Origin of the sequence: Sphaerisporangium viridialbum (genome assembly GCF_049674955.1) — a bacterium.
Taxonomy (GTDB): Bacteria; Actinomycetota; Actinomycetes; order Streptosporangiales; family Streptosporangiaceae; genus Sphaerisporangium; species Sphaerisporangium viridialbum.
The window spans coordinates 4,381,161-4,393,538 of sequence record NZ_CP187232.1; the positions used below are offsets into that span (position 1 = coordinate 4,381,161).

12 protein-coding genes and 2 pseudogenes are annotated in these 12,378 nt (G+C 70.9%); 6 read left to right on the top strand and 8 right to left on the bottom strand.

Going from position 1 to position 12,378, the window contains the following annotated elements:
- The first annotated feature begins 199 nt into the window (after positions 1-199).
- From ACOZ38_RS19450 to ACOZ38_RS19465, 4 genes are all read left to right on the top strand, one after another.
- Entirely contained in the window at positions 200-1,468 is a 1,269-nt protein-coding gene (locus ACOZ38_RS19450; protein ID WP_424532411.1) for an RNA polymerase sigma factor, read from the top strand.
- A 20-nt stretch (positions 1,469-1,488) separates the two neighbouring features.
- Complete coding sequence (locus ACOZ38_RS19455) at positions 1,489-2,010, top strand: N-acetyltransferase family protein (RefSeq protein ID WP_424532412.1); 522 nt, start codon at positions 1,489-1,491, stop codon at positions 2,008-2,010.
- 147 nt (positions 2,011-2,157) lie between these two features.
- Positions 2,158-3,105, top strand: coding sequence for a 2-dehydropantoate 2-reductase (locus ACOZ38_RS19460; RefSeq protein WP_424532413.1), 948 nt, complete (start codon positions 2,158-2,160; stop codon positions 3,103-3,105).
- A gap of 61 nt (positions 3,106-3,166) precedes the next feature.
- Positions 3,167-3,676, top strand: a complete 510-nt coding sequence (locus tag ACOZ38_RS19465) for a DinB family protein (RefSeq protein ID WP_424532415.1) — start codon at positions 3,167-3,169, stop codon at positions 3,674-3,676.
- Between the two features lie 195 nt (positions 3,677-3,871).
- On the opposite strand, the gene ACOZ38_RS19470 is transcribed toward ACOZ38_RS19465, so the two are convergent.
- Together ACOZ38_RS19470 and ACOZ38_RS19475 are read right to left on the bottom strand one after the other, a co-directional pair.
- Positions 3,872-4,393, bottom strand: a complete 522-nt coding sequence (locus ACOZ38_RS19470; RefSeq protein WP_424532417.1) for a DUF1990 family protein — start codon at positions 4,391-4,393, stop codon at positions 3,872-3,874.
- A gap of 28 nt (positions 4,394-4,421) precedes the next feature.
- Entirely contained in the window at positions 4,422-5,237 is an 816-nt protein-coding gene (locus ACOZ38_RS19475; RefSeq protein WP_424532419.1) for a YndJ family protein, read from the bottom strand.
- Here ACOZ38_RS19475 and ACOZ38_RS19480 point away from each other — a divergent pair.
- Positions 5,215-5,529 (top strand): annotated as a pseudogene (locus ACOZ38_RS19480) (DUF4158 domain-containing protein); the annotation flags it as partial. The gene ACOZ38_RS19475 and the pseudogene ACOZ38_RS19480 sit on opposite strands and share 23 nt — an antisense overlap.
- A gap of 117 nt (positions 5,530-5,646) precedes the next feature.
- Here the strand turns inward: ACOZ38_RS19480 and ACOZ38_RS19485 are convergent.
- From ACOZ38_RS19485 to ACOZ38_RS19495, 3 genes are read right to left on the bottom strand one after another with little or no spacing between them, the layout of a single operon-like run.
- Positions 5,647-6,024 carry a DUF4267 domain-containing protein gene (locus tag ACOZ38_RS19485; RefSeq protein WP_424532421.1) on the bottom strand — a complete coding sequence of 126 codons (378 nt, stop codon included), beginning with the start codon at positions 6,022-6,024 and terminating at the stop codon, positions 5,647-5,649.
- 11 nt (positions 6,025-6,035) lie between these two features.
- Positions 6,036-7,409, bottom strand: coding sequence for an FAD-binding oxidoreductase (locus ACOZ38_RS19490; RefSeq protein WP_424532423.1), 1,374 nt, complete (start codon positions 7,407-7,409; stop codon positions 6,036-6,038).
- On the bottom strand, positions 7,406-8,254 hold the full coding sequence (locus ACOZ38_RS19495; protein WP_424532425.1) for an alpha/beta hydrolase: 849 nt from the start codon (positions 8,252-8,254) through the stop codon (positions 7,406-7,408). The genes ACOZ38_RS19490 and ACOZ38_RS19495 overlap by 4 nt, the downstream gene beginning before the upstream one ends.
- 110 nt (positions 8,255-8,364) lie before the next feature.
- On the opposite strand from ACOZ38_RS19495, the gene ACOZ38_RS19500 reads away from it, so the two are divergent.
- The gene (locus tag ACOZ38_RS19500; RefSeq protein ID WP_424532427.1) at positions 8,365-8,835 is read left to right on the top strand and encodes a MarR family winged helix-turn-helix transcriptional regulator; all 471 of its coding nucleotides are present in this window, start codon (positions 8,365-8,367) and stop codon (positions 8,833-8,835) included.
- A gap of 277 nt (positions 8,836-9,112) precedes the next feature.
- On the opposite strand, the pseudogene ACOZ38_RS19505 reads toward ACOZ38_RS19500, so the two are convergent.
- From ACOZ38_RS19505 to ACOZ38_RS19515, 3 genes and pseudogenes are all read right to left on the bottom strand, one after another.
- Positions 9,113-10,231: pseudogene (locus ACOZ38_RS19505) on the bottom strand (IS701 family transposase); the annotation flags it as partial.
- Positions 10,232-10,560: 329 nt separating this feature from the next.
- Complete coding sequence (locus tag ACOZ38_RS19510; protein WP_424532428.1) at positions 10,561-11,373, bottom strand: aminoglycoside 3'-phosphotransferase; 813 nt, start codon at positions 11,371-11,373, stop codon at positions 10,561-10,563.
- A 325-nt stretch (positions 11,374-11,698) separates the two neighbouring features.
- Positions 11,699-12,214 (bottom strand): N-acetyltransferase family protein, encoded by a 516-nt coding sequence (locus ACOZ38_RS19515; RefSeq protein ID WP_424532430.1) that lies wholly within the window; start codon positions 12,212-12,214, stop codon positions 11,699-11,701.
- Positions 12,215-12,378: the final 164 nt, after the last annotated feature.

A 12,378-nucleotide genomic window follows, 5' to 3' on the forward strand; every position in this document is an offset into this window, starting at 1 on the left:
TGCGGGCGCCTCACGCTATTGGGTCGGAGCGGGCGGGCGGAATTCGACACCCTCTCGCATGGGAGAGGATGGGGAACCGTCCGTGGCCCTCACCTGGTTGACTGCGAGGACCGGCTGGTCGACCGCGAGGACTTGGTCGACCGGACGACGCACGACCGGGCCGGTCACGGCCGGCCCACCGAGCACGCGGGACGGAGATGTGAGTACGGACACCCAGGTCGAGAACCTGCTGCGCGAGCTGGCGCCGCAGGTCGTCGGCGTCCTGGTACGGCGGCACGGGCACTTCGACACCGCCGAGGACGCCGTGCAGGAGGCCCTGCTGGCGGCCGCGGTGCAGTGGCCGGAGCAGGGCATTCCCGACAGCCCCAAGGCGTGGCTGGTCACCGTGGCCTCGCGCCGGCTGACCGATCTGTGGCGCAGCGACCACGCGCGCCGGGCCAGGGAGGTCGCGGTCGCGGCCATGGTCCCGGACGCCGACGCCGCGACACCGGGCCCGGGAGAGGACGCTCCGCCGGATCAGGACGACACCTTGACGCTGCTGTTTCTGTGCTGCCATCCCGCGCTGTCGCCGGCCTCCCAGCTCGCGCTCACCCTGCGCGCCGTCGGCGGCCTGACCACCGCGCAGATCGCCCGCGCGTTCCTGGTGCCAGAGACGACCATGGCCCAGCGCATCAGCCGGGCCAAGCAGCGCATCAAGGCCACCGGCATCCCCTTTCGCATGCCCCCCGAGCCCGAGCGGGCCGAACGGCTGCGCGTGGTCCTGCACGTGCTGTACCTGATCTTCAACGAGGGGTACACCACCAGCTCGGGCCCGGACCTGCACCGCGCCGATCTGACCGGGGAGGCGATGCGGCTGACCCGGGCCGTCCACCGGCTGCTTCCCGGCGACGGCGAGGTGGCCGGGCTGCTGGCGCTCATGCTGCTCACCGACGCGCGGCGCATGGCGCGCACCGAACCCGACGGCACGCTGGTCCCGCTGGCCGAGCAGGACCGCGGCCGGTGGAACCGCGAGCAGATCGAGAGCGGCATCGCGCTGATCACCGGCGCGCTGTCGCACCGGGCGCTCGGCCCCTACCAGCTGCAGGCGGCCATCGCCGCGGTGCACGCCGAGGCGCCACGGGCCGAGGACACCGACTGGGCGCAGGTGCTGGCGCTGTACGAGCTGCTGGGCCGCGTCGCGCCCAACCCCATGGTGACGCTCAACCGCTCCGTCGCGCTGGCCATGGTCAAGGGGCCGGAGGCCGGGCTGGACCTGCTGGCCGCGCTCGACGGCGACGAGCGGCTCGCCGGGCACCACCGTCTGGACGCGGTCCGCGCGCACCTGCTGGAGATGGCCGGTGAGCACGACGCGGCCCGCGACCGATACAGGGCCGCGGCGCGCGGCACCACCAGCATGTCCGAGCGGCGTTACCTGGAGACCATGGCCGCCCGGCCGGCGCCCGGGGATCCCGGTGCCGGGGACGGCTGAACCGACCACGGAGACGACAGGTGCCGAACGACGAACCCCTCATCCGCCCGGCCGTGCCCGCCGACCTGGAGGCGGTCGCGGCGATCTACGCCCACTACGTGACCGGCAGCCTCGCCACCTTCGAGGAGGTCCCACCCACCGTGCCCGACTGGGAGCGCAGGCTGGCGGACCTGGCCGGGCGGCGGCTGCCGTTCCTGGTCGCCGACGTGGCCGGCCAGGTGGCCGGGTACGCCTACGCGGGCCCGTTCCGCCCCAAACCGGCCTACCGGCACACGGTGGAGGACTCGATCTACCTCGCCCCCGGCTCGACCGGCAGGGGGCTCGGCCGCGCGCTGCTTGCCGCCCTGCTGGCCGGGTGCGCCGAGGCCGGTGCCCGGCAGGTGATCGCGGTCATCGCCGACACCGGGGAGACCGCCTCGGCGGCCCTGCACCGGCGCTTCGGCTTCACCGACGCCGGGCTGCTCAGGCAGGTGGGCCACAAGCACGGACGGTGGGTCGACACGCTGCTCATGCAACGCGACCTGTCCCCCGGCACGGGCTGACGTACGTCCCGGCCAGCGCCCGCACCGCGGTCACCAGGGCGAACTGGAGGTGTGGTACCTGTCTTCTTCGAGTGGACAAGAGAGGATCCGCATGGCGTGCCCGGTGACCGGAAGCGCCGGCGGTTCCCGCATCCGAGGAGTGGTGGCGTGAGAATCCTGGTCGTGGGCGCCGGCGCGACCGGCGGCTACTTCGGTGGCCGCCTGGTCCAGGCCGGCCGGGACGTGACGTTCCTGGTACGGCCCGGGCGGGCGCGCCTGCTGCGTGAGCGCGGGCTGCGCATCGTGGGCCTGGGCGAGAAGACCGTGCTCACCCCGCCCCTGGTCGTGGCCGGGGAGATCGGCTCGGCCTTCGACCTGGTGCTGCTGACGGTGAAGGCCACCGGGCTCGGGCAGGCGATCGTGGACCTCGCGCCCGCGGTCGGTCCCGGCACCCTGATCCTGCCCGTCCTGAACGGCATGCGGCACATCGACGCCCTGACCGAGCGGTTCGGCGACCGCGCGGTGCTGGGCGGCGCGGTCAAGGTGGTCACCACCGTCGACGCCGACGGCGACATCGTCCGCCTCGCCGACCTGCAGACCCTCACCTACGGCGCCCTCGGCGCGTACGCCCCCGAGCCTCTGGCCGAGGTGGGACGCGTGCTCGACGGCGCGGGGTTCGACACGGACCTGTCCGGCGACATCACCGGCGAGATGTGGGCCAAGTGGGTGCTCATCGCCGCGACCGGCGCGGTGACGTGCCTGATGCGCGGGACGGTCGGTGAGGTCGAGGCCGTGCCCGGCGGCGCCGTGTTCGCCGAGGCGGTGGTCGCCGAGTGCGCGGCGGTCGCGGCGGCGGCCGGTCACGCCGTGCCGGAGAGGGCGCTGGCGTTCACGCGCGAGACGGTGAGCACACCGGGCTCCCCCTTCGTCTCCTCGCTGTACCGCGACCTGGTGGCCGGCAAGGCCACCGAGGGCGAGCACATCGTCGGCGACCTGGTATCCCGGGCGCGGCGGCTCGGCGTCACTGTCCCCCTGCTGGAGGTGGCGGCCATGCACCTGCGGGTGCACGAGAACCGCGTCGCGAGGAACCGGCCGGAACCCGCTCCGGCGGCGTGACCGGGCCACCTGCCGGGCGTGCGGTTCGCGCGATGGCGGGGCGGCGCGAAATGATGCCCTGATGACCTGGACGGCACCTGAAATCACCCGCACCGGCGGCTCTCTCGTCGCCGGTGAGCGCGAGATGCTCGAAGGCTATCTCGCCTGGCATCGCAGCACCTTCCTGCTCAAGTGCGCGGGCCTGACCGCGGAGCAGCTCGCCCTGCGGGCCGCGCCGCCGTCCGGCCTGTCGCTGCTCGGGCTCATCCGCCACCTGGCCAAGGTCGAGCGCACCTGGTTCCGTCAGCGGTTCGCAGGCGAGCCGGTGGAGCCGCTGCACGCCGAAAGGAGGGACGCCGACTTCGACGACCTGGACCCCGCGCGCGCAGCCGAGGAGTACGCGTCGCTGGTCGAGGAGATGCGGCTGGCCGACGACGCCGCGGCGGACGCGTCCCTGGACGACACCTTCACCTTCCGCGACGAGGTCTACTCGCTGCGCATGGTCTACCTGCACATGATCGGTGAGTACGCGCGCCACAACGGGCACGCCGACATGGTGCGCGAGCGCGTCGACGGCGTCACCGGCGCCTGACCGGGCCGGGGCAAGTTCGTCGGCCCTCGCGGCATCTGCCCCGGCACTGGATACGCCCGGCCATCGACAATCCGCGCCGCTACTTCCACCCCTCGCCGGAGGCGATCGCTGAGGTCACCGGCCTGCTGTTCAGGCCGCCGCTCGATCTACCGGCAAGTGCTCCTGCGGAAAGGCGGCACACCACCATGGTCAGGGTCAGCGGGTGTATCGGCGCAGCACAGAGGCGTAGCGGTCGACGAAGAACCGCTGCGCCAGGGCGACCATCGGCCAGGCGAGGTGCGTGTACCAGCGGCCGGGCCGGGTGAAGGAGGTGACCGTGAACGACATCGACCCGTCGCCCGCCACCTCCAGGAGGAAGGACTCCTCGCCGGACTCCGGGTGGCCGGGAAGCGTGCCGTACGCGAACCCCGCGCGGCGGTCCTCCTCGACGGTCCACACGACGCGGCAGGGCGCGACGATCGCGAGCGGGCCGATACCGAGGTGGGAGACCACCACGACGCCCGGCGCGGCCCTCGGCGCGGTGGCCTGCGGCGACAGCCCGAGAGCGGCGTGCATGCGCCAGGTCAGCAGGGCGTCGGCCGCTCGGGCGAGGGAGGCGCCGTCGCCCATGGGATAGCGGCGCCTGAGGCGCCGGTACCCCTGCGGCAGCTCGCCCGCGCGGGTCGCCCCCGCCTCGGGGTAGGTGAGCTCCGCATTGTCGTACCGTTTCAGGTCCATCGTGCTCCTTGCCTGATGAGTCGTCGGATCACAGGGGCCGTGGCCGCAGCCTGCGCCAGGCGGCCACCCCGCACAGCGCGAACCCGGCGGCGTTGCCGACCCCGTGGGTGGCGGCCATCCACTCCACCGTGGGGTGGGGCAGCCCGGTCGCCTCGCCCAGCGCCCAGCTCAGCGCCAGCACCATGGTCGCCGCGAGGGTCGCGGCGGAGACGCACAGCAGGACGCGGGTCAGCCGGTCGGCGACGCCCCGCCGGACCTGGGTCCACGTCAGCCACCCGACGAGCCACATTCCCGCTGTGAGCACCACCGCACCCGCCAGCTCTGCCCAGTCGCCGGCGAAGTAACCGAGCAACACCAGCGCCGTGCCGCAGGGCACGGTGAGCGCGGCGGCCCTGGAGAGGGCGCGCTCCCCGGTGGCGCGGCACACCAGACCGGCGACCAGCGCGGCGGCGAATCCGGCGAAGTGGAAGTGCGCCACGGTGAGAGCGAGGAGGGCGGGCTTGAAGCCGAGCAGGGCGTGACCGGCGCGCTCCCACACCAGGGCCAGGCCCGCGACCGCCGGTGTCACCAGTGCCGTGAGCACCGCCACCTCGCGCGGGGCGACAGACCGGTGCCGCCACGCCCGTACGGCCGCGTGGAAGGCGAGCACCGCGGTGGCCACCGCGTACGCGACGGCGAGCGCCGCCGCGGCCGTACCCCGGGGAAGCCACAGCGAGAGCGCGCCCGGCACCGCGCCCACGACCCACACCAGCCTCACCAGGCGCGGCGTGTCGATCAGCCTCAGCCCGGCCGGCACCACGACCAACATGCCGGTCATGACGATGACATCGACCAAGGGGGTCACGGCGCCTCCGATTGAACACGTTCAACTGGCTCCTGTTCGCAGGCTACCAGGCGGCCGGACGCGGGCAACGGGGGGCCACCGGTCCCTGGATAGGCTTGCTGTCCAGCTGGCGAGTTTGCCGTGGTCGGGGTTCGTTCCCGACGAGGTCACTGCGGCGCCGTCGGCCGCGGTGACCCGGGTGGCAGAACAGTCGGGGTTGGACCCGCGGGTGTTGCAGGGGTACGGGAGGCGGGCGCATACCCGTACGGATCATCTGGCGCTGGCGGCGAAGTATCTGGGGTGGAAGAGCGCTGCGGCCGGCAGCACGGTAACGCGGTCGGCGCCGCGGGCAGCGGTGGCAACCCGCGGCGTCCGGACCTACCGATCCGTCAGCGGACCGAATACCCGGCCAAGGCGGCTTGACAAGTGGTTACGCGATGAGCAGGAGCACGCTGATCGCCAGCATCACCACTGCAGTAGCGCCGTGGATGCCGTAGACGGCCGCCTTGGGCCCGTTGCTGCGCAGCACGATCACCGCGTCGCCGACGGGTATAGCGCTGGCGGCCAGCAAGAACCAGCCCAGCAGATGGGTTGTCCCGCCGACCAGCACGATGAAGATGAAAAGCCCGGAGGCGATGTCGCGCACGCCCTTGACGGATAGCCAGGCCTGGAAGCTCCGGTCCTCGGTCGGCGTGTCGGGGATCCCGAAGCCGACCGCGGCCTGCGGCGCCCAGAAGGCGCTGGCGCCCATGAAGATGATGCCCGCGCCGATCAGTCCGGCGAGCACAGTGGCGATGTTGCTGAGCATGAGTAGTCCCCTCAATCCCGGATTGGCCCTCGGCCGGGCGGGATGTTGTGGTTGAGACGGAAGATGTTCTCCGGGTCGTAGACGGCTTTAAGGCCGGTCAGCCGCCGGTAGTCCGTGGCGTTGTAGGCGGAGCGCACCTGAGTGGCGGCGTTCTCGCCGTTCATGAAGTTGAGGAACCGGCCGCCGGTGCTCCATGGCGCGATCGCCTCGAACATGCGCGCGTGCGCCGGCCGGATCTGGGTGATGTCGGCGCGTTCCAGCCGGGACACCACGTTGAACAGGTATCGCGCATCGCGGTTGCCGACGGCATTGTCCACGGCGGGCGGGTGGGCGAGCCTGCCGCCGAGGTGGCGCAGTTCGACGATGTGCGGCACCGGCGCATGGGGGCCTGCCAGGTCGAGGATGGCTTGCACGGCAGTGGCGTCGAGTTCGCCGAGCATGGCCGTGCCCGACTCGACCGCACCCGGGGCGACGGGGTCGTTGTAGATCGACCCGGCTTCGGCGTAGGCCAGCTCACCGAGGGTGTCGCTCATCGGGCCGATGGCCCGCAGCGGCGCCACCAGGCGCTCGCCGGCTCCGGGATCGACGGCCGCGCAGGCGATGCGGATATGGATGGTGTGACGGCCGCGCAACGGCTCCGGGATCGCTGGAACGTCCGGCAGGGAGATCAGCGCGACCGAGGAGTTCATCGCCTCCGGCACTGTGGCGGCCCATTGCAGGTAGGTGCCGAACACATCCGCGGCCTTCTCAACGGGAAAGACCAGTGCTCCGCCATACAGCGTGGTGACCGGCATCAGATCGATCTCCATTGCGGTCACCACGCCGAAGTTGTCCCGGCCGCCGCGCAGAGCCCAGAACAGGTCCGGCTCGCAGTCCCGGGTGACGTGCCGCAGGCGGCCGTCCGCCGTGACGACGTCGAGGCTGCGCACGTGGTCGGCGGCGTAACCGAAGCTCCGGGACAGCAGGGCCAGGCCACCGCCGAGGGTGTAGGAGACCGCGCCCACGCGCGGGGCCGAGCCGGACAGGGGTGCCAGCCCGGCCGGTGCCGCCTCGTGGATCACCTGATCCCAGCGTGTTCCCGCGGCCACCCACGCGGTGCCGGCATCGGCGTCCACCCGGACGGCGCTCATCCGCGCGGTGGTGATCAGCACTCCGCCCTCGGCGGCGACGGCGGCCGAGGCATGCCCGGTGCCCTGCACCCCCACCGGGAGCCCGCGTTCCCTCGCGTACGTCACCGCCGCCTGCACGTCGGCGGGTCCGGCGGCGCCCACCACCAGGTCGGGACGATGCCGGCGGGCGGTCTGCCAACCGGCGCGTTCCTCGTCGTACCCCTCGTCGCGGGGCGCGAGTACCGGCCCCATCACCTGATCGGCCAGCCGGTTCATGATTCCTCCTTCTCGCCGCCGAGCCGGGTGGCCAGGAACCGGCCGGCACGCTCCAGCGCCGCTGCCGCCTCGGCCGATTCGTCGTCGAGCTGGAACACGTGTGGTTGACGCGGAACCACCTCCAACGTCACCGCGACCTCGTCGGCCCCGGCGCGTCCGGCCAGCCGTACGGCGTCGTCCAGCAGGAGCTCGTTCGAGCCGACCTGGATCAGCAGGGGCGGCAGCCCGGTGAGATCGGCGAAGACCGGGCTCGCCTCGGGCGCCGCACCGTCACCGCCGGCGAGGTACTGATCGAAGAGCCACTCGAGATCGGCCGGAGCGAAGAACGGGTCCACCCCGTCCTTGGACCGCATGCTCGCGCCGCTGAGGGTCAGATCGACCGCCGGGGAGAACAGGACCGCCGCCGCCGGCATCGGCAGGCCCGCGTCCCGGGCGCGCATCATGGTGACGACGGCCAGCGCGGCACCGGCCGAGTCGCCCGCGATCACCAACCGCTGCGGGTCGACATCGGAGTCCAGCAGCTCGCGGTAGGCCGCCAGGCAGTCATCGGGCGCGGCCGGGAACGCATGCTCGGGCGCCAGCCGGTAGTCGAGCGAGACCGCCCGGCCGTCCAGGTGCCGCAGCAGCGTGGCGGAGACGTGGGCGGTGACACGCGCCGACCCGACCACGAACCCACCGCCGTGGAGATACAGCAGCACGTCCTCGCCCGCCGTGCCGGGCGTCGCGGTCCGCAGCTCCAGTGCCGGCCGCCCGCCGAGTGTCGTCGCCGTCGAGTCGACGTCCGCAGGCAAGGGCCGGGTGAACATCGCCGCGAACTGCTCGCGCCGTTCGGCAATGTTGGGCATTTCGTCCTCCAGGAATTAGTCAAGCTCCCTGACAGTCAGGTGACCTTACCACGCTGGCTGATACTGTCAAGCGGCCTGACTAACTCGCCTGGAAGAAGGACCGCACGACTATGACGACGCGTTCAGGAACGCGGGAGCGGCGACACGAGCCGAAGCTGCCACTCCCCACCCTGCTCACACAGGTCAGGGACATTGCGCTCGAGGGACTTCACCAGCAGCTGGCCGACGAAGGGTTCGAGGGGATCCGGTACGTCCACGGCTCGGTCTTCCGGTTCATCGACGCCGAAGGTTCGCGGCTGACCACGCTCGCCGAACGCTCCGGACTCACCAAGCAGGCGATCGGCGAACTTGTCGGCGAACTAGAGGATCACGGTTACCTCGAGCGGGTCGCCGACGAGGCCGACCGCCGCGCGAAGATCATCCGGCTCACTGACCAAGGCAGGACGGCCCAGGCCGCAGCCGCCCGGATCCTCGCGGACGTCGAGCAGCGATGGTCTCGGCTTCTCGGTAGGGACCAGGTCACCATGCTGCGGCACGCTCTGGAACAGGTCATCGCCCTCGAAGCGGCTAGTACTGCATAGCTAGATCTGTAGGACCTGTAGGCGCAGGTGCCGCTTGAAGTGGTGCCTGCGCGCTCGGGCTTGGTGGCTCCGGCGCTGTTCCGACCAGTAAAGCCCCAGCTCAATGATGTGATCGTCACTGCCGATCAGGTTGAACAGCCGGCGGACCTCACCGATGGACAAGGCGATCAGGCGGTTGGCGGGTCTGGTCCGGTCGCGGTCGGCAGCCTGGGACGGTTCGCGTGGGTTCGCCGGTGTCGTCCTCGCGGGCGGCCGCGGTTGTCCACAGGGTATGGGTCCCCTTTTTAGCGGTGGCTCGTAAAACAGCGAGAAACACCAAGGCCAACATGGCCAACGTGATGTGCCGGTACCAGGCGTGATAGAGCCGGAACTGATACTGATCCAGCCCCGCCTCCTGCTTGGCCGCCTCGAAACACTCCTCGATCGGCCACCGCGAACCAATGACCCGCACCAACTCCGGCAGTCCTTCACCGCGCGGATCGAAGCAGTGGAAGTAGGCCAGCTCGCCGTCGGCGATATTGCGGCGGATCACATAGCGGTGGTGTGGGATGGGCGTGTCGATCACGGCCCAGTCGTAGACCCGGAACCCTTTGGCGCCGATGCCGCAGGCGCGCCGCTGCCAATCGTGGGGTTTCAGGCGCGCGGCCAGGTGTGCCACGCGCATGCAGTTGTCCTTTGCGGTGGAGACGTTTCCTGTGGTGATGTCGGTGGTCTTCGGGACGGCCATGCAGTAGGCGATCTGCTCGCGTTCCAGATACGCGCGCAGGTGCGGGTTTTGGCCGAACTCCTCGTCGGCGGCGAACCAGGCGAACGGCACCCCGGCCGCCACCGTCCTGCCGATCATGACCTGGACCTGCTGCGGGCGGGTGGCGAAGGTCACCTGTTCGGGCACATGCGCCTCGGCCCGCCGAACGGGATCGGCGCACCAGGACTCCTGCGGCAGATACAACTCGCGGTCGATCAGCACCCGGTCCCCGCGGGTGTTGGTGTAGGCCAAGAACACGCCGATCTGGCAGTTGTCGATCCGGCCCAGCGTGCCGGAGTACTGCCGCTGCACGCCCGCCGATTTCCTGCCCTTCTTGGCGAACCCGGTCGGGTCGGCGATCAGTACCGCGCGTTCGTCGGCGAAGTGCTCCATCGCGTAGGCGCGCACCTCATCGCGCAGCCCATCGGCATCCCACGGGGTCAAATTGATGAACCGCTGAATCGCGGTGGGCCTGCGCTCGCCGGTGAACTCCGAGATCGTCCAGGAGTTCTTACGCGCCAGCGGCGCCAGCAGTCCCCGCAGATACTGCCGGAAATGCTCACGCGACTCCGTCCGGAACCATCGGCACTCGAACCGCGCACGCACCCGCTCGAATTCCGACTGCCAGGCATCCAAATCCGCGAAGGTCACCGCGCCTGTGCTCTTGTGAGGCTGGGGCATGCCGATACCGTCACACACCCCAGGCCTATCACGCAGAGAAACCAGACGATCGCCAAGCGCGATCTAGGCATGTAGTACTAGCACTCCGACCGTGTCCCCCCCGCAGTAGGCGTGCTGCCGCGACCCCGGCATGGACGCCGACCAGAATCTCCTCGCTGCGCGACGCCTACTCGCGCCATGGAGCAGGCTCTCGCGCCGGCCAGGTCGTCGACGCGCTGCTGGAGCGGAGCCACGAGAAGCTCCGGCTCCTGTCCGTCGTCGGCGACCGGCGACCTCAGGCCTGACGGCTCCCGGACCGGTTACGCCATGTCCCAGAGCAGGCGGTAGTAGGCGATGCGCTCCGGGTCCGGGGCGATCCCGTACGCGTCGTACAGGACGCCGTCGTATCCAGGGCCGTAATTCCAGTCTGTGCTCCACGCCGCGACCGCGAGGTCGGCCCACCGGTCGGCCACCCCGAGCGAACCGAGGTCGACGTGCGCGGCGAACGTGCCGTCGTCGTGCAGCAAGGTGTTAGGAACGCACGCGTCGCCGTGACAGACGACGAGGCGGTCGATCGCGGGCGGCTCGCCGATGCGCGTCCGGGCCTCCTCAAGCTTCAGATGCCGGTGCTCGGGGAACCAGTCAGCCGGTCCCTCGCCGCCGGCGATGCGCTCGTCGGCGCGTGCGAGCCGTCGATCGATGCTCCAGTCGTACGGGCACCGCTCCACGGGCAGGGTGTCGTGGAGCAGGCGCAGCCCTCGGCCGATCGCGGCCGCCGCGGTCGCCGGGTCGGCGGTCCACCGAGGGTCCACCGCCGAGAGGCCGGGGACCGCTGCCGTGACCAGCCACGCGCCGTCGGCGTCCGCACCGTGCTCGATGACCCGCGGGACGGTCACCCATCGCCGCGCCCAGGCCAGGCGCTCCGCCTCGCCGGGAAGGTCGATCTCCGGGGTGCCGGCGGCGACCCATTTGACGTACCTGGTGCCGTCGCGCCCGTCCTGGAGGCGGAACGTCAGGCCGCCGAGCTCGTTGCGCCACACCGGAGTGACGATGTCGCCGCCGGCGAGCGCCGTGACGACGTCGGGAACGGTCACGGGGCCGGTCGGGATCTCGGAGATGGCGGGGCGGCTCATGGGGACACAACCCTCCCAGGGAGCGGCGCCAGTAACAAATGGTTTCTCGATCCCGAGTCGAAGGGCCTGTCGGTGAGAACTCGCGCCGGTAGGCCGGCTCTCCAGGACCTACAGCGAGCCGCGCGGAGTTCGACCATGCCGCCCATGCCGGACACCTGGTCGTTCAGCATGTTCAGCCGGGTCGCGCCGCGGCCCCTGCCGAAGTACTTGGGGTTACGACAAGACCCTCGAAGGCTTCCGGTAGCGATCATTAGCGGTCAAACCGATGCTCACCACGACAAACGCTTAGCTCACGATCCGCTTCCGATGTTCCTCGGACCCCGGCTCACCGAGGATTCAAGGACAGCTCGTACTCGACCTGGGCGATCAGGTTGCCGTCGCCGAAGTCGTAGCCGCGAGCCGCACCCGACTGGGTGAAGCCGCTTTTGGCGTAGAACCGGCGCGACTGGGGCGTGTCGCGCAGCGTCCACAGGTGCACCTGGGCGAAGCCGTCCTCGCGCAGCCTGCGCAGGGTGGCGGCCATCAGGGCGCCCGCGACGCCGGTGCCCCAGCCGCGCGGGTGGCCGAAGAAGCTGAAGATCTGCGCCGAACCGGGGCGAGCCGGCGAGGAACCGAAGAAGGAGAGGGCCAGCGGCCGCCCGTCCAGCGCGGCCAGCATGACGACGTCCTCCCCCTTGGCGAGCACGTCGTGCCACTTGACGCGCCGGTGTCCCACCGCCTCGGCGAAGAACTCGGGGGCGAAGAAGCCGGCGTAGGCCACCTTCCAGGACTCGGCGTGGATCTCACCGAGCGCTTCCCCGTCGCCCGCGGAAGCCAGGAAAACCGTGAAATCTTGGGCCACAAGGTCACACTATGCACCCCTGCGGCGATCAAGCCAGAGTGGCTTTAGGTGGTTTCGCTCGCGTCCATCCTGTCGCTCGGCGGCGCGATATGGCCCCGGACTCCTACCTCTGACCCAGCGAAGTGGCGGTCAGGATTTCGTGACCGCGGTCTTCTTTGGTCCTG